The sequence below is a fragment of the Acinetobacter sp. OYA S30 genome, from assembly GCF_033599315.1.
Classification (GTDB): domain Bacteria; phylum Pseudomonadota; class Gammaproteobacteria; order Pseudomonadales; family Moraxellaceae; genus Acinetobacter; species Acinetobacter baumannii.
The window spans coordinates 40,320-61,929 of record NZ_JAWVAV010000002.1; the positions used below are offsets into that span (position 1 = coordinate 40,320).

At 38.6% G+C, this 21,610-nt stretch carries 20 protein-coding genes; 12 read left to right on the forward strand and 8 right to left on the reverse strand.

Annotated elements, in window-relative coordinates; translation table 11 throughout:
- Positions 1–27: 27 nt before the first annotated feature.
- From rubA to oxyR, 4 genes are all read left to right on the forward strand, one after another.
- The gene (gene rubA / locus R5R67_RS01480) at positions 28–192 is read left to right on the forward strand and encodes a rubredoxin RubA (RefSeq protein WP_000760495.1); all 165 of its coding nucleotides are present in this window, start codon (positions 28–30) and stop codon (positions 190–192) included.
- 92 nt (positions 193–284) lie between these two features.
- Positions 285–1,466, forward strand: coding sequence for a rubredoxin reductase RubB (gene rubB / locus R5R67_RS01485; RefSeq protein WP_000553409.1), 1,182 nt, complete (start codon positions 285–287; stop codon positions 1,464–1,466).
- Positions 1,467–1,520: 54 nt separating this feature from the next.
- On the forward strand, positions 1,521–2,465 hold the full coding sequence (gene estB, locus R5R67_RS01490; protein ID WP_001083350.1) for an esterase EstB: 945 nt from the start codon (positions 1,521–1,523) through the stop codon (positions 2,463–2,465).
- Positions 2,466–2,471: 6 nt separating this feature from the next.
- The gene (oxyR, locus tag R5R67_RS01495) at positions 2,472–3,380 is read left to right on the forward strand and encodes a LysR family transcriptional regulator OxyR (RefSeq protein ID WP_000729506.1); all 909 of its coding nucleotides are present in this window, start codon (positions 2,472–2,474) and stop codon (positions 3,378–3,380) included.
- Positions 3,381–3,409: 29 nt separating this feature from the next.
- On the opposite strand, the gene R5R67_RS01500 is transcribed toward oxyR, so the two are convergent.
- Positions 3,410–4,000 (reverse strand): SPOR domain-containing protein, encoded by a 591-nt coding sequence (locus tag R5R67_RS01500; protein ID WP_001150737.1) that lies wholly within the window; start codon positions 3,998–4,000, stop codon positions 3,410–3,412.
- Between the two features lie 57 nt (positions 4,001–4,057).
- Between R5R67_RS01500 and R5R67_RS01505 the strand changes: the two genes are divergently transcribed.
- The gene (locus R5R67_RS01505) at positions 4,058–4,186 is read left to right on the forward strand and encodes a hypothetical protein (protein WP_085940550.1); all 129 of its coding nucleotides are present in this window, start codon (positions 4,058–4,060) and stop codon (positions 4,184–4,186) included.
- A gap of 53 nt (positions 4,187–4,239) precedes the next feature.
- On the opposite strand, the gene ppk1 is transcribed toward R5R67_RS01505, so the two are convergent.
- On the reverse strand, positions 4,240–6,318 hold the full coding sequence (ppk1, locus tag R5R67_RS01510; RefSeq protein ID WP_001090300.1) for a polyphosphate kinase 1: 2,079 nt from the start codon (positions 6,316–6,318) through the stop codon (positions 4,240–4,242).
- Positions 6,319–6,422: 104 nt separating this feature from the next.
- Positions 6,423–7,100, reverse strand: coding sequence for a monofunctional biosynthetic peptidoglycan transglycosylase (mtgA, locus tag R5R67_RS01515; RefSeq protein WP_000642933.1), 678 nt, complete (start codon positions 7,098–7,100; stop codon positions 6,423–6,425).
- 76 nt (positions 7,101–7,176) lie between these two features.
- On the opposite strand from mtgA, the gene R5R67_RS01520 reads away from it, so the two are divergent.
- A complete protein-coding gene (locus R5R67_RS01520) occupies positions 7,177–7,986 on the forward strand; it encodes a rhomboid family intramembrane serine protease (RefSeq protein ID WP_000194506.1) in 810 nt (269 codons plus the stop codon).
- A gap of 1 nt (position 7,987) precedes the next feature.
- Here the strand turns inward: R5R67_RS01520 and R5R67_RS01525 are convergent, their stop codons facing one another.
- Positions 7,988–10,447, reverse strand: a complete 2,460-nt coding sequence (locus R5R67_RS01525) for an ABC transporter permease (RefSeq protein WP_001245186.1) — start codon at positions 10,445–10,447, stop codon at positions 7,988–7,990.
- A gap of 3 nt (positions 10,448–10,450) precedes the next feature.
- Entirely contained in the window at positions 10,451–11,143 is a 693-nt protein-coding gene (locus R5R67_RS01530; protein WP_001136102.1) for an ABC transporter ATP-binding protein, read from the reverse strand.
- Positions 11,144–11,187: 44 nt separating this feature from the next.
- On the opposite strand from R5R67_RS01530, the gene R5R67_RS01535 reads away from it, so the two are divergent.
- On the forward strand, positions 11,188–11,811 hold the full coding sequence (locus tag R5R67_RS01535; RefSeq protein WP_002040565.1) for an arylesterase: 624 nt from the start codon (positions 11,188–11,190) through the stop codon (positions 11,809–11,811).
- A gap of 32 nt (positions 11,812–11,843) precedes the next feature.
- Here the strand turns inward: R5R67_RS01535 and R5R67_RS01540 are convergent, their stop codons facing one another.
- Complete coding sequence (locus tag R5R67_RS01540) at positions 11,844–12,458, reverse strand: carbonic anhydrase (protein ID WP_001141695.1); 615 nt, start codon at positions 12,456–12,458, stop codon at positions 11,844–11,846.
- Positions 12,459–12,742: 284 nt separating this feature from the next.
- On the opposite strand from R5R67_RS01540, the gene R5R67_RS01545 reads away from it, so the two are divergent.
- Together R5R67_RS01545 and R5R67_RS01550 are read left to right on the forward strand one after the other, a co-directional pair.
- Positions 12,743–13,768: an alpha/beta fold hydrolase gene (locus R5R67_RS01545; protein WP_000197530.1), complete on the forward strand. Its 1,026-nt coding sequence runs from the start codon at positions 12,743–12,745 to the stop codon at positions 13,766–13,768.
- 26 nt (positions 13,769–13,794) lie between these two features.
- The gene (locus R5R67_RS01550; protein WP_000107265.1) at positions 13,795–14,802 is read left to right on the forward strand and encodes a hypothetical protein; all 1,008 of its coding nucleotides are present in this window, start codon (positions 13,795–13,797) and stop codon (positions 14,800–14,802) included.
- A 23-nt stretch (positions 14,803–14,825) separates the two neighbouring features.
- Here R5R67_RS01550 and R5R67_RS01555 read toward each other — a convergent pair whose 3' ends face one another.
- Entirely contained in the window at positions 14,826–17,090 is a 2,265-nt protein-coding gene (locus R5R67_RS01555) for a TonB-dependent siderophore receptor (RefSeq protein WP_000044171.1), read from the reverse strand.
- A gap of 169 nt (positions 17,091–17,259) precedes the next feature.
- Positions 17,260–17,898: a Fe-S biogenesis protein NfuA gene (gene nfuA / locus R5R67_RS01560; RefSeq protein WP_000102721.1), complete on the reverse strand. Its 639-nt coding sequence runs from the start codon at positions 17,896–17,898 to the stop codon at positions 17,260–17,262.
- Positions 17,899–18,055: 157 nt separating this feature from the next.
- Here nfuA and R5R67_RS01565 point away from each other — a divergent pair, with 157 nt between their 5' ends.
- The 3 genes from R5R67_RS01565 (at position 18,056) to R5R67_RS01575 (ending at position 21,524) form a co-directional block, all read left to right on the forward strand.
- Positions 18,056–18,673: a rhomboid family intramembrane serine protease gene (locus tag R5R67_RS01565; protein WP_000902940.1), complete on the forward strand. Its 618-nt coding sequence runs from the start codon at positions 18,056–18,058 to the stop codon at positions 18,671–18,673.
- 170 nt (positions 18,674–18,843) lie between these two features.
- Positions 18,844–20,520 (forward strand): arylsulfatase, encoded by a 1,677-nt coding sequence (locus R5R67_RS01570; protein ID WP_000875353.1) that lies wholly within the window; start codon positions 18,844–18,846, stop codon positions 20,518–20,520.
- Positions 20,517–21,524, forward strand: a complete 1,008-nt coding sequence (locus tag R5R67_RS01575) for a formylglycine-generating enzyme family protein (RefSeq protein WP_000769049.1) — start codon at positions 20,517–20,519, stop codon at positions 21,522–21,524. Before R5R67_RS01570 ends, R5R67_RS01575 begins: the two co-directional genes overlap by 4 nt.
- The last annotated feature ends 86 nt before the right edge of the window (positions 21,525–21,610 follow it).

The window sequence follows — 21,610 nt, forward strand, 5'->3', positions numbered from 1 at the left end:
AGCAAACTTATCAGTGCGGAGAGTCTCATGAAAAAATATCAATGTATCGTTTGTGGATGGATTTACGATGAAGCAGAAGGTTGGCCACAAGACGGCATTGCAGCTGGAACAAAATGGGAAGATATCCCTGATGACTGGACTTGCCCTGATTGTGGCGTTTCAAAAGCTGACTTCGAAATGATCGAAATCTAATGTCTTAAATTAAAAGGCCATGATTTACATGGTCTTTTTTATATATCACCAATCACCGTTTTAAATTAACAATTCTAATTCTGGAGAAAAAAATGCATCCAATCGTCATTATCGGATCAGGCATGGCGGGTTATACCTTAGCACGTGAATTCCGTAAGCTTAACCCAGAGCAAGAACTTGTGATGATTTGTGCGGATGATGCGGTGAACTATGCAAAACCAACCTTATCCAACGCTTTTGCAGGAAAAAAAGCCCCAGAACAGATTCCATTAGGTGATGCTGCAAAAATGAGTGCCCAACTCAATATGCGTATTGAACCTTTTACTTGGGTGAAAGAAATTTTAGCTGAGCGTCATGAACTTGTTCTAGAAAAAGACGGCGTTATTTCTCAGCAACCCTATTCAAAATTAATTTTAGCTGTCGGTGCTAACCCGATTCGTCTTGCAATTGCAGGTGATGGTAGTGATGACATTCATGTGGTGAACTCACTGATTGATTATCGTACCTTCCGTGAAAACCTTGCTCAGCGCAAAGATAAACGTGTTGTGATTTTGGGTGCTGGTTTGATTGGTTGTGAATTTGCCAATGACTTACTTCATAGTGAATATGATGTAACGGTAATTGATTTAGCGCCTCAACCATTAGGCCGTTTATTACCTTCACACATTGCTTCAGCATTCCAGCAGAATCTTGAAGAAGCGGGTGTTAAATTTGCCTTAGGCACAACCGTTGAAAAAGTCAGTAAAATCAATAACGGTGAAGATTACGCGGTTACATTGGCAAATGGTCAGACTTTGGTTGCTGATATTGTGCTTTCAGCGATTGGCTTACAACCGAATATTTCTCTTGCTCAAAGCGCAAATATTCAAACCAGCCGTGGTGTGATTACCAATAGTTTACTTGAAACCAATCAAGCAGATATTTATGCGATTGGTGACTGTGCGGAAGTTAACGGTACCCTGCTTCCATATGTAATGCCAATTATGCAACAAGCCCGCGCTCTAGCAAAAACATTAAGTGGTCAACAAACAAATGTACATTACCCTGCTATGCCGGTTGCGGTAAAAACTCCGGCTGCACCGCTTACAGTTTTACCGGCACCAGTTGATGTGGATGTAAATTGGGAAACTGAAGAATTCGACGATGGTATGCTTGCCAAAGCAATTGACAATGAAGGAACATTGCGTGGTTTCGTATTGTTAGGTGCAACAGCAGGCAAGCAACGTTTAACTTTAACTAAGCTTGTTCCAGATCTTATTCCTGCCCAAGCATAAGGTTTAAATTGGGAATGCTCATGATCTTGAGTATTCCCTCAAGGAATGCATAACATGAATAGCGCCTTACAATTTAGTATTTCACCGTACACTCCATTTATGCAGGAAACCAAAGTCAATTTAGGCAATGGTATCGAGCTACATGTAGAAGTAGGTGGAAAACCAGAACATCCGACTATTTTGCTGATTATGGGTTTAGGTGCCCAAATGCTATTTTGGCCGGACTTTTTCTGCAAATCACTCATTGATCAAGGTTTTCGTGTTATCCGTTTTGATAACCGTGATATTGGCCTTTCTTCAAAAGTCCGCCATCAAGGTAAACGTTTAAATACCATGAAATTGATGGGACGTTTTGCTTTAGGGCTAAGAAATCAGGGTGCGCCTTATACGCTTTATGATATGGCAGATGACGTTTCTATGCTTCTCGACCGTTTAGGAGTAAGCAAAGCACATGTGATTGGTGCCTCAATGGGTGGCATGATTGCCCAGATTCTCGCTGCAAAATATCCGGAAAAAGTAGAAAAATTAGGTTTGATGTTTACCAGTAATAATCAACCGTTTCTACCGCCACCGTTCCCTAAGCAACTTTTAAGCTTGATTGGCAAGCCAGAATCACGTGATGAAGAAGGAATTGTAAATCACAGTTTAAAATTATTCCAATTGATTGGTTCCCCTGGCTATATTAACCATATTGAAGCCGTTCAAACTGCAAGAAAACTTTATCAACGTAGCTACTATCCTGCTGGTGTACTTCAACAGTTTTTAGCAATATTATGTACAGGTTCCTTACTGCAACTGGACCGTGAAATTAAGCAACCCACTTTAGTCTTGCATGGCTCTCGTGACCGCTTACTTCCACCGAGTCACGGTAAGGCCGTAGCAAAAGCAATTTCCGGTGCTAAGTTTGAATTAATTGATGGAATGGGGCATGATATCCCTGCCCATTTTATTCCACAGCTTAGCGGTTTATTTGCGCATCACTTTAAATCATCATACTAGGACACTATGGCTGCATTACCCTCACTAAGACAGCTATCATATTTAGTTACGTTGTCGGAAACTTTGCATTTTACTGAAGCAGCACGTCGCTCTTTTGTTACCCAATCGACTTTATCGGGCGGCATTATGGAGCTGGAAAGGCTACTAGGTGGCGTTCTGGTTGAGCGTGACCGTCAGAATGTGCGTTTAACGCCATTAGGTGAGCAAGTTGTTGCTCGAGCCCGTGTATTGCTAGCAGATGCTCAGGATTTAATGCGTTTAAGCCGTGAAATGAGTGAACCATTAACAGGTGATCTTCATTTGGGTGTTATTCCAACAATTGCACCTTTTATCCTGACACGGTTACTTGATGAAGTGCATCAACAATTACCGAAGATTCAGTTGCATTTACATGAAGCTCAAAGTGAGAAGATTGTGGAGCGCCTAGAACATGGTAATTTGGACATGATTGTCCTTGCCCTACCTTTTGACACAAGAAGTTTAAAAGTAGCTGAAATTTCAAAAGAAAATTTATATCTTGTTTGTAGTAAGCAAGATACAAATGCACTTCAAGCAAATTCTCTTGATGATCTCGATTTATCACGTCTTATTTTGCTTGAAGAAGGCCACTGTTTACGTGATCACGTATTAAGTGCCTGTCCAATTGGTGAACGTAAAAACGATAACCGCTTAAAAGCAAGTTCTCTACCAACATTGGTTGAGATGGTTTCTTCCGATTTAGGCTTTACTCTTTTACCAGAAATCGCAATTGAAAATAGTATGATCAAATTTAATGATCAGATTACTGCAAAACCAATTGAAGACGCACCTAGCCGTACTTTAGCACTTGTTACTCGTAAAAGTACGCCGTTGCAAAGTGAGTTTGATGTTCTTCTGCAAATCATGCAGAAAATTACCACAAACTTACATGAATAAAAAAAGGAGTCTTCGGACTCCTTTTTATTTTACTGTACTGTTAGAGAAGCCCATTTAAATACCCAAGCCGATCTCAAATCCAAGCTATCATCTGCAATTATTTTTTCTCGAATAATTTGTGCAATTGCGTAATCATTGGCAGGGTCGACCATGACTCGTATTCCTTTTGTGGTTGGGCTGGTAACAACTTTATACCCTTTAGCCTGTAATTGGGACTGAATCATATTCGCTTTATTTTGATTAGGTGCCAAAGCAACTTGCACCATCCATTTTTTTTCACCGTTTTCTAAAATTTCTTTCGCGACCGCTGCATCAAGTTGCTTTTTCTTCTCAATATTTTTCTTTTCTTCAATTTTTTTTAACTGATTATCGTCAATTTTCTTTTGTGCTAACAATTCCTCTTGAGTAAGTTTTCTTTTCTGAATCACGATTGTCTTATTTTGTGTTTCATTCTTCTTATTTTTCTCTCTAGAAGGATGTATAAAATAAGGATATATCATTTGATCATCAAATTTCTGAAATACAATAATATCTCCATAGCACTTCTGATCCGCATAAGCAGTCACTGGCATTAACCCCAAAAATATTCTAATAAATAAACTTTTAATAAAGTCTTGCATATTATTCACTTACCAAAGTTAAGTATATTTAATGCGGCGTATTAAAGTAGATTTCTTGTGATTTGTATATTTTTAAAATTCAATGTTTTATGTAAAGAATCACATATTTTTCAAACATATTGCCTTAATTCAAATTATTGCCGTTTATCCTACAACCATTTAGAAAAATTAATTAAATTATTATGAAATTCAGTTAATTAAAAAGCCGACATGATGTCGGCTTTTTTAAAAATAATTTTTTATTTAAAAGTTTCTAATAATTCTCTTTGAGCATTATGCAATTTTTCGCCTGCGGCAGGCTGGGCACGTACCCATGTACCATCGCCCTGTAATAACCAAGCTTGCTGATTATCTTGTAAATAATTAAGGAGTCCTTGCTGATAAATACGTTTTTTCAAAGCAGGATCTTCAATTGGGAAGCATGCTTCAACACGATTAAATAAGTTACGATCCATCCAGTCCGCACTTGAACAGTAAATACGAGCATCGCCATTATTACTAAAGTAATAAACTCGAGTATGTTCAAGGAAACGGCCTACAATTGAACGTACCCGAATGTTTTCCGATAAATTTGGTAATCCCGGACGTAAACAGCAAATCGAACGAATAATGAGATCTACCTGCACCCCTGCTTGAGAAGCTTCATACAATTTATTAATAAGCTGAACTTCAGTTAAAGCATTTACCTTGACAATAATTTGGGCTTTACGACCAGCCTTTGCATTGGCAATTTCTTCATCAATAAAGTTGATGAGCTGAGCATGCAGAGTAAAAGGTGCATGGAGTAACTTTTTCAGTTTTGCCATTTTACCCATACCCGTGAGCTCTTGGAAAATACGGTGTACGTCTTCACACAAGTCTTTATCGGTGGTCATTAGGCCGTAATCGGTATAAATGCGAGCATTCATAGCATGGTAGTTACCTGTTCCTAAATGAACATAACGCACCAGTTTGTTGTTTTCACGGCGTACCACCATAATCATTTTGGCATGGGTTTTATAACCCACAATACCGTAAACAACGACTGCCCCTGCTTCTTGTAAAACATTAGCCACTTCGATATTCGACTCTTCATCGAAACGGGCACGTAATTCAATTACCGCTGTCACTTCTTTACCATTACGCGCAGCTTCTGCTAAAACTTGAACAATTTCCGAGTCTGCGCCACTACGATAAAGTGTCTGTTTAATTGCGAGTACTTGCGGGTCACGTGCTGCTTCACGGAGTAATTGAATAACAGGTGCAAAAGACTCAAATGGGTGATGGAGTAAAATATCCTGCTTTTGCATAGCCGAGAAAATACTCTCGGTCTTTTTAAACACTTTTGGTACGACTGGCGTGTGTGAGTCGTAACGCAAATGAGGACGTTTAAAGTTCGAAACCAGACGAGCCAAGTTTACAGGGCCATCAACTTTATATAATTGTTCTTCGTTTAAGTCGAACTCTTCAAGTAGATATTCATAAATATGCTGCGGACAATTTTGGGTTACTTCTAAACGTACTGCACGACCAAATCGGCGTGAACTTAACTCACCTTTTAACGCTTTTGCCAAATCTTCAACGTCTTCATTAAGTGCCAAATCGGCATTACGAGTTACACGGAATTGATAGCAACCAGTTGCAGTCATGCCCGGGAACAAGTCTGAAACATGTTCATGAATAATTGCAGACAACATGACATGATGTTCTTTACCACCCGTTAACTCATCTGGTAATCGTACAACACGTGGCAATGAACGTGGGGCTGGTACAACAGCCAAATCAATTTGTCGCCCGAACGCATCTTTACCTTCTAAAGTCACAATAAAGTTAAGGCTTTTATTGACTAAACGCGGGAATGGATGGGCTGGATCTAAACTGATTGGAGTTAAAACAGGCGCAACCTGTTCCTGAAAATATTTTTTTACCCAAGCTGATTGAGCTGGTGTTAATTCACCACGACGTAAAAAGCAGATATCTTCTTCACGTAACTTAGGTAAAATTTCTTCGTTTAAAATACGATATTGGCGCTCAATTGCAGCATGAGCAGTTTCAGAGATTTTTTGTAAGACTTGTCTTGGCGTTAAACCGTCCGGGCTTCGACTTTCATTGCCTAGAGCGAATTGCTCCATAACACCTGCTACACGAATTTCAAAAAACTCATCTAAATTACGCGAAAAAATGAGTAAGAAATTCATTCGTTCCAGTAATGGATGTAAAGGGTCGACGGCCTGTTCCAATACGCGCAAATGAAAGTCAAGAATAGACAATTCACGATTAATATAACGGTCATTATAACTATATTCTGTTGGGGTCGTTGCTGTAATCGCTGTATTCATGTCTAACCTAATCTCTTTCCAACCAAAATCTCTGCAAAATAGTATGCTGCAAAATTATGTCAATTTGATAAAAACTAAAAAAATAACACATCTTTAAGACAGTGTTATTCAGGAATCTGGGTGCTATTCATATAACGTAAAATAACGCGTTTTCTATATTGTAGTTTACGATCATTGCGATGATCTTGATAATATTTCGGATCAGGCAATAACGCGGCTAAAAAAGCAGCTTGTTCGCGCGTTAAGCTTTTGGCACTTTTGCCGTAATAATATTGGGCTGCTGCTTCAACGCCATACAAATTTTTGCCAAATTCAACAGAGTTCATATACACCTCAAGAATTCGACGTTTCGACCACATGCGCTCCATCATCCATGTCGCTACAGTTTCTTGGCCTTTACGAATAAATGAACGTTTATTATATAAGAACAAGTTTTTTGCAAGTTGTTGAGATACGGTAGAACCACCAGCAACAACCTCTCCTTGCTCATTGTTACGCTCTAGCGCAAAACGAATACCATCCCAGTCAAAACCATGATGATGAATAAATTTTGCGTCCTCCCCTGCTAAAATTGCATGTTTGAAATTGTCACTAATATCATCATAGTCAAGCCATTCATGAATGATCGGCTCAGATGGATCTGACCAATAATCAATTCGCATAAACATGGTGGTATCAACTTCATGTGTACGCCACCAAACCAAACTTGAGAAAATCCAGAGTTGAATAAGGAGAATTGCCCCAATAAAAATTAACAACACGCGAACAATAAAGGCTTTCATGTTCGTCTTGATCTCCTGTATTCAACTTTTTTCATGTTACGCTGTAAAGCATGTTCATATATAACAAAAGCATAGCATGACTCAATCTCAGCCTCCGCACATTAATCGTAAACTCAATGTACAAGCTTGGTGGCTGACCGCCCTACTGATCTCGATTAATGTAGGTTTATTCATCTGGCAAATTATATCTGGAGTCGACATTAGTGACCCAGCTATAAAAGATGCACTTCGCTGGGGTGCAGATTTTACACCACTTACTTTTTCTGGGCAGCCAGAACGTCTATTTACCAGCGTGTTTTTTCACTTTGGTATTATTCACCTTATGCTCAACATGGGAGCCTTATATATTTTCGGCAATGTTGCTGAAGTTTTGTTTAGCAGGTCATATTTCATTATTCTGTATCTGCTTGCAGGCGTATTTGGCAGCCTTTTGAGTAGTTATATCAATATTCAAAATGGGTATGAATTATTACAACATTTTGATCAGAGCCTGCTTCCCCATGTAAGTGCCGGAGCATCAGGCGCCATTATGGGATTAGGTACTGCATTAACTGTTCTTTCTTTATTTCCACCTCTGCCACATCAAGTACGTATACTCAATAAAAAAGTATATCTGGTAACAATGGCGATTAACCTTATTTTCGGTTTTATCGCAACAGGTATTAATAATGCTGCACATGTCGGCGGTATGATTATGGGTGCCTTACTCGCATTCATTTGGTATTTAAGCTACCGCACTCAATTTAAAAGCCTCCTAAAATTCTTAGGGTTAGTGGGAGGACTTTTCATGACTGTCGGCTTCTATGTTTACTGTAATCAGCTTAACTCACCATTACTTCCACTTTGGCATGAGGTTTTAATTCAGAACCCAGAAATACTCCCCTAACTTAAATCTGGTTCAGCTCACGTAAACTTTGTAGTGGCGGTAAATTACACAGATAACCGAGTCGATATCGGCCAATCAGAGCGCAAAGCAACATCATGGCAAATGGTAAAATCAACCATATTTCAATATGCCACTGTAAAGCCATATTCATTTTATAACTTGCAATAGCGCTAATTACCTCGGCAAAACAGCAGGCAACAATGCCTGCTAACAAACCTAAAAAACCAATTTCCAGACTGAGCATCTGCTTCATTTTATTTTTAGAGAGACCAAATGAACGCAACAAAGCCACTTCCCGACGGCGTTCATCCATTAATAGATTTAAACAAGCAATTAAAACAAGTATTCCAGAAAAGCCAACTAAAGCTGCAAGCACAGTCACGATTTTGACTAGAACGTTCATTAAGCGTTTTACTTCATCTAAAATTCGATCAACATCAATAAAAACCGTATTGGAGAATTGCTGAATCATATGAATCATTTTAGGTTGATCTTGCTTAGGCACATAAAAACTACCCAAGTAACTACCAGCATTTTCATCTAAAGTTTTAGGTGAAAAAATAAAGAAAAAATTAGGACTAAAGCTTTCCCACTCAACGCTCCGAAAATTTATAACTTTAGCTTGCAAAGTACCTTCTGGCAAACTAAAAGTAAGCCTGTCACCAATCTGGATTCCTAAACTTTCTGCTGTTTTACTCTCAACTGAAACTTGGCCTACTGCATTAAATTCCGCTTGACCTTTTGTAATGACATTGTCATCTGGTAAAGCACTCGACTGCGTTAAATTTAATTCGCGGCGTAAAGCATTATTTTGCTTTATGGCTTCTTCTGAAAAAGGTATATCATTCTTTGCGAGTAACCGCCCACGAATGTTTGGATATAACGGTGTTCTTTGCCAACCATTTTGCTTTAACTGTTGCTCAAAAGCTTTTAAATCAAATGGTGGTAGGCCATAAACAAACTGGTTAGGTGTACCCTCCGGTAACTGCTGTTGCCAACGCTCTAATAAATCTGTTCTTAATACACTTAACACGGTAATGAGGCTTAAACCCAAAGCCAGTGCTGTAATTTGTAAGGCACTTTGCGATGCTGAACGAATATAAAAAGACAAACGGGTTTTCATCTTTTTTAAAGCACGAAGCAATAGCCAGACAACGGTGTAAAGTAAAATGCAAAGCAGAATAATCGCTGTTAGTACCCAAATACTGAGCATTAAATTTTCACTTAAAACTAAGCTAAAAATAACAAGACTGGTAATACCCGCAAAGAACATAAAGAATAACGATTTTCGAGATTTGGCTTGCTCACGAATAACACGGATGGGAGGAGTATTTAACAACTCCCAAATGCTTGGCAAAATGAATCCAAGTAGCACAATTACACTGGTAAAAATGGCAATTGGTAAGGGACCAAGTAAAAAACCAACCACAGAGAAACTTAACTCTAGTTGTGGAATCAGTTGTAGCATGAGCTCAAGCAAGCCATAGCCCATCATTATTCCTAAGAGACTACCGATCACAATCGAAATTGCACTGACTACACAAAGTAACCCGATATAGGCCCATAAAATTTGAAACTTACTCGCACCTAAACAACGTATTAAAGCAATGTGATCTTGGTTTTGCTGAACATATCTTTGACTCGTTAAAGCAATGGCGATACCACACAATAAAATCGTTAAAATATTGGCCAATTGCAAAAAGGTATCTAGGTTTTCTAACGGACGTAATAATCTGCTATTTGATTCACTGGCATCGCGTAAACGTAACCCTATGGTTTCTTCCTGTTCATTTGCAGGTTGATGCTGTTGCTTAAATTGCCTTGAAAATGACTGAACCTGTTCAGGCTGACCAGACATTAACAGTCGATAATCGATTCTACTACCAGTTTGAATTGCATGAGTTTTAGCAATATCTGCTTGATGAATAATGACAGTAGGCGAAAAACCAGAAAAACCAAGTTCTTGATTTGAATCTCGCACAATCACGCCACTAAAGCGAAATGCCGCATCTGCAATAGATACCATATCGCCTAGTTTAACTTTAAGTAAATCGGCTGCCCTTTGACTCAACCATACTTCACCTGATTGGATACCACGCGCCATAGGCTCAATCTCAAGCTTTCCTCTTAATGGGAATGCAGGTTCTATTGCTTTTACATTGACCATGACAAACTGATCTTGAGTATGTGCCATTGAACTAAACATGGTCACATTAGTCTGCTTTAAGCCAAGCTGATCTGCCCTTTTTTGCCATTTTGCATCTATAGGTTCATTATTCGACAGAACCAAATCGGCTGCTAACATTTGTGCTGCTTGTAGACTTACCGCATTTTTAACTTGGTCATTACTAAACTTAAGAGCGGTGGTTGCACTGATCGCAAGTGAAAGCGCAATAATAAGTAAATATAAGCCTCCGGTACGAAAGCTTTGTAACAAAAGTGGTCTGAGAAGATTACGCATAGTTTAACCACCCTGTACTGTCTTTAGTCTTCCATCATCTAACTCGACATGTCGTTGGCAAAGTGCTGCCAAATTACGATCATGTGTGACCAAAATAAGTGTAGTACCAAGCTCTCGATTTAAATCAAAAAGAAGAGTTTCAATTTCTTGGGCGGTTTGACCATCAAGGTTTCCGGTCGGTTCATCGGCAAAAATAATTTGTGGCTCGGCAATGAGGGCCCGAGCAATTGCCACACGTTGTTGCTCGCCGCCAGATAAAACTTTAGGCGTTTGTTCAGCTTGACGACTTAAGCCTACCCGATGCAACCAATCTAAGGCTTTTTGTTCAGCAATTTTATAATCAAAATCTTTACGTAACCGAAGCGGTAACATCACATTTTCAAGTGCACTTAACTGCGGCAAAAGCTGGAAAGACTGAAATACAAAACCAATATGCTGCATTCTGATTTGGGCACGTTGCTCTTCTGTTAACTCATGAACCGCCTGACCACATAACCACACCTCACCTTCAGAGGGTTGGTCTAAAGTCGCTAAAATACCCAGTAAAGTTGATTTTCCTGAACCAGAACGTCCTGTAATTGCTACCTGCTCCCCTTCATAAATCTCTAAATCAATATTTTTTAAAATCGTAAATTGATTTTGGTTAATCTGAATAGTTTGTGTAACTTGATGGGCAGCAATGATAGGTTGTGGCATGATGTGAACAGTCCTATATATTGAGTATTCGGGTCGAAACACAAATGTATAAATCTTATTTGTTTGGTTCTAAAAGTCTCTTGCTCATTTCATTGAGCATGTTGCCCATGTTCGTCTCGGCAAAAACTATTTTAATTTTAGGAGATAGTATTAGTGCCGGTTATGGAATAGACCCTAAACAAGGTTGGGTACAATTACTACAAAAACGTTTAGACCAACAGTATCCCAAACAACATAAAGTGGTCAATGCAAGTGTGAGTGGGGAAACCACTAGTGGCGCTTTGGCACGATTACCAAAACTTTTACAAACTTATAAACCCGAGGTAGTTGTTATTGAATTAGGCGGGAATGATGGCTTACGTGGTCAACCACCACAAATGATTCAAAAAAATCTGTCTCGGCTCGTCCAATTAAGCCAGAAGCAAAAAGCCAAGGTTATTCTTTTTGGTATGAAGATTCCGCCCAATTATGGCACGGCTTATAGCAAAGCATTCGAAAATAACTACAAAACTGTAAGTCAAAAATATCAGGTGAAATTGCTACCGTTTTTTCTTGATGGCGTCGCTGGGCAAAAGCAACTAATGCAAAATGACTTGATTCATCCAAATGCCCAAGCACAATCAAAATTACTGAATTTAGCTTATCCATACATAAAAGGTGCCCTATAGGCACCTTTTAGTTTTAAATATTTTTATTATGATCAGAAGTCAAAGAAAGTAACTTCACCAGTTTCTAGCGAATATTCAGCACCAACGACAATCAACTCACCTTTTGCAATCAGATTCTCTAATACAGCCGAACCATGACGTAATTGGTTTACCGAAGCAAAAACATTTGAACGCACCGCATGACATGAGAGTTTTTTCAAGTCATTTTTTAAATCAGTCTGCATTAAAATCTCAACTGATGGACGAACACGGTTCACAATCGACATTAAGTTAGAAGATGGTGGGTGCTCAGGGTTCATCAACGTATCAATAGTCGCTTGAATCGCGCCGCAATGACTGTGTCCTAATACAACTACAACCGGACAATCATAACGTTCTGCCGCGAACTCAACACTACCAACTTGTGAAGGTGCAACAACATTACCAGCAACACGGATTACGAATAAGTCACCAAGACCTTGATCGAATACCATTTCTGCTGGTACACGAGAATCTGAACAGCCCAATACAATTGCAAATGGATTTTGATCCTTTGCCATTTCAGCGCGTTCATGATGTGATAAGGTTTTTGCAAGGGAAGTATTTCCATTTACAAATCGTTGATTACCTGCTTTCAAACGATCTAAAACTTCTTGCGCAGTAGGCATTTTATATTTCCATTGTTTTTTCAAGGTTAGAAATCATTTTAATGTGTCAAAATTTGAATGTCACTGACAAAAAATAAATCCTTTTTCAGGAAAATTTTTTAAAACTTTAATTAGTTTTATAAGGAAGATCACCGCACAATTACCTACTGTTTAGTGAAAAAATAGACATACTTTAGTTTATAGATTGACTATAATTTTCTTGATTCCAAACGTTTGGCAAATGACTCATTGGCAAAGTTTTTCAATAATTTTTCAAACTCGCTTAAGCATCAAGGATGAAATCTATGACAAGGCTGTCCGCCCCAATTAAAGCCTCTATGAAAAAAACTGCTACTGCACTGACTTTGGCTTGTAGCTTATTGTCAGTCATGAGCATTTCTCAAGCGCAGGCAGCCGATAATATTGATGTCAGCTTTCAAACAATATTACAGCAAGAACGTAACTGGGCAGGACTGCAAAGCAAAAGCCTAAAGGTGGGTGATATCACTTGGTCATATAGTGAAGGTGGCTCTAGCACAAAGCCAACTTTACTACTCATTCATGGCCTAGCGGGCAGTCGAGATAACTGGAACCGAGTTGCCCATTATCTCACGACAAATTATCACGTTATTATTCCTGACTTACCGGGCAGTGGCGAAACTATCGTCTCGCACGACTTTGATTATTCGGTTCCCAACTTAGCTGAAAAATTACGTCGCTTTGTTGAAGCCGCCAATTTAAAAGGCCCAATTCATATTGCTGGGCACTCACTCGGCGGATCTATTGCCCTACTCTATGCTGGACAATATCCATTTGAAACCAAAAGTCTATTTTTAGTCGATAGCGGTGGTATTTTCCGTTCTGCCAACACAATTTATCTAAAAGATCCAACCTATCTAAAACAACTTTTAGTCTCTAAAAAAGGTGATTTTAATTATTTATTAAAACAAACCATGTTTAATCCTCCGTTTATTCCGAAAGAGTTCCTGCAAGCTCAAGAAAAACTGATGATTAATCAAGCACCTCAAACCCAGAAACTGGTTGATCAATTGATCGCACTCAATAAAGTCTATACCCCAGATTCTTTTGCCGTACTTACTAAAACGATTGACGCCCCTACACTCATTTTATGGGGTAAACAGGATAAAATTATCAATGTAGAAGTAGCAAACGAGCTAAAACGGCTTTTAAAAAATGCCCAGCCTCCAGTTATCTTAGAAAACGTAGGCCATATGCCAATTTTGGAAGCTGAACAGTTGGTTATCCAACAATACGTACCGTTTTTACTGAAAGTAGAAACAAACCAGTCGTCAAAAACGACAACACCTTAAATAAAACTTCCAACTTGTGAGACCTTATGTCTACCCAACCCATGATTGAAAAACTTATTGAAGCTCATCTAGATTTTTTAGATGAGCAATTTGCTCAGACTCAGGTAATCCAACAAGAGTTTGAGCAGTTTTATCATTGGTTGGGGAGTCGACAATTACAACACCTTTGGACGTTTGAACAAGTTCAACAGCTCATTCAAAAGCAGATTTTAGATACACCCGCTTCGGATTTTCTTATTGAACAGATTGCGGAGCATATCCGCTTTGCACTGATCCATCCTGCAAATGACACCGCAACTGTTGAAGACGTTATTCCTGTTTTAACCATTGATCGAATTGCACAATACGTTGCCAGTAAAGAAGAGCACCGTAAAAAACTCATTAAAACAATTGTGAATAACCCTGCCTTTTCAGCACTGTTGACTCAATTGATTCAGCAAACAATGCATGATTATTTAGATGAATCTATGTCAAAACGCGTGCCTGGTGTAGGTCGTTTTATGAAGATGGGCAAATCCGTATTAGAAACAGTAACCGACTCTAATCTTGACGATACTATTAACCATTACTTGCAAAAAAATATTTTAAAACTCAGCCAGATGAGTGAACGTGTTTTAAACCAACATTTTGACAATGATAAGCTCTACCATTTTCAGGCAAATGTTTGGCATAAAGTTAAAACCTCGCCACTTTCTGTTTTAAAAAACTATATAGAAGTTCAAGATTTAACAAAAACCGTTGGCCTAGGACATGAAATCTGGGACCACATTCGTCAAACTGATTATCTAAAACAGCAAGTACATGATGGTATCTATACTTGGTATGTACGTAATCAGGAACGTAATTTTGATTTGTTACTCCGTGATCTTAATATTGACGAAAATTTAGTGAAGCATGAACTCACCGAATTGCTTGTACCCGTACTACAACAATTAGTCACAACAGGACATTTAAGACGTCGTGCCCGTGTGTACTTAGAGAAGTTTTATTATTCTGAAAAAGCATTAGAGATTTTAAATAACAAAGGCGCTTAAAGCGCCTTGGTTACTTTTATTGATTAGAAAGAATATTTTAAAGAAGCGTAATAAGCTCGACCTGGCTCATTATAAGTTTGGCTAATAGAATTACTGTCTCTTAAAATTTGTTTATCAAACAAATTACTCACACCAACTCGTGTACTTATATTGTCTGAAAATTTATAACCGACATTAATTCCAGCAATACTATAGCTTTTTACAGTACTTGGCTTAAGCGCAGAATTCGCACCTCCTGAACCTATACCGGATTCAAGTCTATTCTCTGCAAATTGACGTGATTTTTGACGACCATATTGAGTAAATACAAAATTTACATCCAATTGATCAGTAATGTCATAATCAAAAATTGAGTTAATTGTATAGATTGGAACTAAAGATAATGGATTCCCAGTTTGCTTGTCTTTCGAGTCCATCATGTAGGTAAAGTTATTAGTCCAGCGAATATCACCGAAATCTAATCCCAAACTTCCTTCAAAACCTTGAATTAAGGCTTTAGGCGTATTTTCCCAACGCAAAATATTCCACTTCGTATTGGTCACAGCTCCTGTATTTGCATTTGTACTTGAGCCATCAACTGTTCCGACAACATGAGTACCCGCAACAATCTTATCTTTATAATCATTACGGAACCAAGTTAAGCTCGCATTCACGATATCTCTTTGGAACTGAATACCGAGCTCTTTGTTTACCGAAGTTTCTGGTTTTAAATCACCATTACCTTGTAATAAACAACGCGACTCAATATTAGCAGGACAGCCATTGCCATTTGTACTTAATAAATACCCTTCGGCATTTTGATACATATTTGGTGCTTTATAAGCTTTTGCTACCCCACCTTTTAAAGTGAAATAATCATTGAGTTTTTGAGTAATATTTAAGCTTGGGCTCCAATTAGAACCAGATTTACTATGGTCATCAAAACGTAAACCTAATACAACATCTGTGCTGTCTGTAACTTTCAGGTTATCTTCAATATATGCAGAAGCAATACGTGACTCCATTTTACTACGATCACCTTTCGCTAATTGATCGCCATAACCTGAACCACTGCTGTCTTTACCTTGAGTTGTCGAGACATTATCTTTAAATCTGTCTTCAACCCATTCGGTACCTACAGTTAATACTTGGGGTAAATAGTATTCAAAAGGAATATTAGCCTCGCCGTTAAAGCGAAGAGTTTCTAAACGCGAAGTGGCTTTATCATCAAGATTATTAATTTTTCCTTCTACACTTCCCGCCAAGCCTTCAGGTAGACGTTTGTTATGGGTCTTATCATATTGAGCAACTAACTTACTCTTACCCCAAGACCAATCACCTTCATGCGTTAATGCATAGCTATCACGATACATGGTATTGGTTTCTTTACCAATGAGCTGCGAAAGTATCGCATCCGCTTCAGCATTTGCATTTAACTGAGAGTCACCAGAATAAATATTACCTTGTTTGCTAGAAGAAATATCGAGCAAGACAGTTTGCTGGTCTGTTGCTTGCCAAGCTAAACGGCCTGAAATATCTTTATTTTTAACACCTTCACGGCCAGCTGCGGTACTACCAATTGATTTATTAATATCAACATCATCAGCTTCTGTTTTATTATAATTACCATATAAACGATAAGATAAAACGTCCTTAATTAGTGGCCCACTTACGTTAAAACCAACACGATTTGATGAACCTTCTTTGGAGTCTTCAGGCTGTGAAGTATAAAACTCTACTGAACCATGAGTTTCATTAGTCACTTTTTTAGTAATGATGTTAACCACCCCACCTGCCGCACCAGAACCATATCGAGCAGCCGCTGGTCCGCGTAAAACTTCGATCGACTCGATTGCTTCTGCTGGTACCCAGTTTGAGTCGCCTCGTGTATCACGCTCTCCTTTCCAGCCATAACGGACTGAATTACGAGAGTTAATTGGTTTACCGTCCACTAAAATAAGCGTGTTTTCAGGGCCCATTCCGCGAATATCAATTTGTCTATTATTACCACGCTGCCCAGTAGCACTATTACCTGTCAGGTTGACACCTGGCATACGACGTACATAGTCAGAAATATCATTACGAACTGGTAGTTTTTCTAAATCTTCTTTGGTAATAACCGATACACCGAGCGATTGCTTCACTTGCTCTTCAGCTGTTACGAAAATTGTTTCCAATTTCACAGGTTCAGCAGGCTTTTCTAATGTTTGTTCAGCTTGTTCTTGCTCATTTTGTGCAGCAAAAGCCATAGACATCATACTTGCCAGTACTGAAACAGAAAGCACTGACTGGATAATACGCTTCGACATAAGTATTCCCAATATATTGATTTATTAAACATCTCTCATTTTCAGTTTCGCATTGTAACAAACATAAATAAAATTACAAATGATATTGATAATAATTATCATTATTTGCATTGAATAATAAAAAAACCTCATTTCGAGGCTTTTTTATTTCACTTTTCAAATAATTTAATTATTTGAAATAAGCACCTTCTGCTTGTGTATGGTCTGTTTGGTCAACCACACGTTGTAGTTCAGGAATGTGTTCTTTCAAGGTTGTTTCAACACCTTGTTTTAAAGTCACATCAATTGCTGAGCAACCTTGGCAACCGCCACCAAATTTCAATACAGCAGTAAGACCATGTTCAGGGTCATCTTGCACTTCAACTAAGCTACAGTTACCACCGTGTCCTGCAAGACCCGGGTTAATTTCTGCTTGAAGTACATAGGTAATACGCTCTTCAATTGATGCATCTGGCCCTACGCGCGGCACTTTAGAGTTTGGTGCACGGAAAGTTAACTGACCACCAAAACGATCTTTGTTGTAGTCAATAACAGCGTCTAAAAGATAAGGGATAGACGGCGCATCAATATATGCAGGGAAATCAGGATAGTCCTGTTTATAATCCGTCGGCACCACTTCTTCTGGTGCACTATATGCCATACAGCACTCTGCACGTGGTGTACCCGGATGTTCAACAAAAATTCGAACGCCAATTCCCGGAGTATTTTGCTTCGCCAATAATTCGTGCAAATACTCTTGTGCAGATGGTGTAATCAAAAGGTTCGGAATTTCTTCTGCAACAGCAGTGTTGGTGTTCTCAGTCGACATAACAATATTCCTCAAGCTGATGCCTTTATATTAACCGAAGATGAGGTGGATTTAAAAAAAATCAACTAAATTTGTCGGATTTATACACAACAGGGTTTCAAGTTGTGTTTTTAATGGCATTATTGCCATCAGTATTGATCATTTTTAAATATTTCTTATGTTGCATTTGCCGTTTAATCACACCATTACTCTTATTATTATTACGGTCATTGTGTCTTTACTTGCTTTTAGCAATCAAAATGTCATGAACCGTTTGATCTTCTGGCCGCCTGCAATGCAACGTGGACAATTTGATCGATTCATTACTCATGGTTTTATCCATGCAGATGGTACACATTTGCTCTTTAATATGATTACCCTGTTTTTCTTTGGCAGCATCATCGAAAGTTTTTATCGCCAATATTTTTATGACATGGGTTTTGTGCTGTTCTATTTAGGCGGATTAATTTTTGCGATCTTGCCAAGCTACCTACAACATAAAAATGATGCAAACTGGGCAAGTCTAGGTGCTTCAGGAGCCGTATCTGCTGTTCTGTTTGCGTATATTTTATTTCAGCCGTGGAAGCTGATTTTTGTATTTTTCATCCCTGTGCCAGCTATTATTTTTGCAGTTCTCTATGTTGCTTATAGTATTTGGGCAGGTAAACGTGGTAATAGTCATATTAACCATAGTGCACATTTATGGGGGGCAGCTTACGGCGTAATTGTAACGATTTTGATTGAGCCAAGAGTGATTCCTCATTTCTTAGATCAACTTACTCGCCTACCTTTTTAAATCCATATTTTTGAGAAAAGCCCAATATGGGCTTTTCTTTTTTTCTCATTTATTTATCAAGATAAATTCTCAGATATTTTTCTGATTTTCTTTGATCAATTCCTTGTTTTGATTGCAAAAACCATCTGATTAAACTCAAGCACAATTCTTTTAATAATTCAGATGATACAATGAAGTACAAAGCTCTTCTATCTAGTCTTTCCATTGCTTTATTTAGCTTATCTTTAGCTGGATGTAACGATAATGATTCACAAGAAACTGCAGTAAGTACACCAAAGCAGCCGAATATTTTATTCATTATGGCCGATGACTTAGGCTATTCAGATTTAGGAGCTTTTGGTGGCGAAATTCATACCCCAAACATTGATAGTTTAGCTCAAGAAGGTCGAATTTTAACTGACTATCACACTGCACCTACATGCTCGCCTACTCGTTCACAACTCATTTCTGGTACTGATCATCACTTGGCAGGCATAGGTGCTATGGCAGAGCTTACCCCTGATCATTTAAAAGGACAGCCTGGCTACGAAGGCTATTTAAATGAACGCTCACTATCGATTGCTCAGGTGCTCAAAGATAATGGTTATCGAACTTATATTAGCGGTAAATGGCATTTGGGATTAACACCTGAAACCAATGCACATGCTAAAGGTTTTGATCATTCATTTACCTTATTACAAGGTTTAGACCACCACTTTAAACAAGCTCCAAGTGCGTTTAAGCGAAATTCAACCTATACCGAAGATGGGCAAATTATTCCTATTTCAGCATTGCCTGATGACTTTTTCTCGACCAATTATTTTACCGACAAATTACTTAGCTATTTAGAGTCAGGTAAAAATAGTGGCAAACCATTTTTTGCCTATGCAGCCTATACAGCACCCCACTGGCCTATACAAGCGCCAGCAGAATACCGTGAAAAATATCGTGGCGTTTATGACGTTGGTTACGATGCTATCCGTAATGCCCGTATTGCACGCCAAAAGCAACTTGGAATTATTCCAGTAAATTTTGAGGCTGCCGAACCAATTGCGACTCAAAATGCTCCACAAAAATATGGCAAGTGGAATGAGTTAACAGCTGAACAAAAAGCGCTTGAAGCACGCAAAATGGAAATCTACGCAGGCATGGTAGAAAATCTCGACGCCAATGTAGGCCGAATTATTCAATATCTCAAACAAAATAATCTTTATGACAACACTTTAATTTTCTTTGTTTCTGATAATGGCGCAGAAGGTTTTGTTCGCGGAAGCTATGGTAGTGAATCAGGCTTTGATAATTCTGTAGCAAATGTAGGTACCCCTACTTCTTATCATTACATTGGTCCACGTTGGGCCGAGGTCAGTGCAGCACCTTTCCATTTATGGAAAGATACAGCTGGTGAAGGTGCAACTACCGCTCCTGCTATTGTGAAATTACCAAACCAAAAGAAAGCTGAAGAAACCAATCATAGCTTTGCATCGGTACTCGACGTTTTTCCAACATTATTAGATTATGCTCATATTCCAGTACCTCAAGGGCAATATAAAGGCCGAACCATTAATACGCCAAGCGGTTATTCTTGGAAGTCTGTACTTGAAAATAAATCACAAACGATACGCCCTGCCAATTTCAGTTTTGCTGATGAATTGCATGGTAGTAAATATGCAAAACAAGGCGAATGGAAAATTGCACTTCAAGGTCGCCCTGAATTAGGAACAGGTTCTTGGGAGCTCTATAACATTGCCACTGATCGTGGAGAAAATCACAATGTTGCGCAGCTATACCCTGCAAAAGTTCAAGAGCTATTAGCGGTTTATCAAAAATACACTGAACAAAATGGCGTACAGGAATATAACGCCAAATGAAATTGAAATTGGTTTTAAGTACTACAATCGGCCTGTTGTTCATCACAGGTTGTAGCAAGTCTGAACATAACGCTGACGCTAAAACGGTTTTACCAAAGCATGCCATTCAATCGGCTGCTTTGGGTTCCATCGAACAGTGTAAGAGCTATACAGGACTTCCTACAGACTGGCTTAAAAATACAACCGCAGGCATGGTATTCATTCCAGATGGGCATTTTAATTTTGGTTCTGAAAAAGCTTATCCAGATGAACTTAACTTTGGAAAAAAACAGCGGGAAGTTAAAGGTTTCTGGATTGATCAAACTGAAGTCACTGTTGCTCAGTTCGCGAGTTTTGTGAAGGCAACTGGTTATATCACCGATGCTGAAAAACAAAAACAAGCTGCTGTTTTTTCTCCAGACCCCCATCACCCTCAGCAATGGTGGCAACTTAAGACAGGATATACATGGAAAACACCAAACGGCAAAAATGGTGCACTTCCTAACCCTCATGAACCTGTACGCTACGTAACTAAAAATGATGCTGAACATTATGCAGTTTGGCTAGGACGTGATTTACCCACAGAACTTGAATGGGAATATGCCGCTAAAGCAAACTCACCAACTGATACTCCTTTACATCAAGCACCTACCGATGAGCACCAGCATCCACAAGCGAATTACTGGCAAGGTGCATTTCCCTTTGAAAATCTGAACCAAGATCATTTTACTGGTATTGCGCCTGTCGGATGTTTTAAACCTAACGGTTTTAAACTATTCGATATGATTGGAAATGTTTGGGAATGGACATCTTCTCCTTATCAAGGTGCGCATGACCAGCACATGGGTAATTATTCTGCTTTAAGACAACAAGAAATGAGCAGTACTCAATATGTGATTAAAGGTGGATCGTTTTTATGTGCTGAAAATTACTGTTCACGTTATCGTAATAGTAGCCGCTATCCCCAAGATTTTGATTTAGCCGCTACCCATGTGGGTTTTAGAACGATTTTACGCTCTCCTTAATTTCTTCTTAATTTAGCTGCTAAAAGATATTTTTTAACCAAAAACCGATCGAAATATAATCAAAACATTTCTATAGTAAAAGGGAG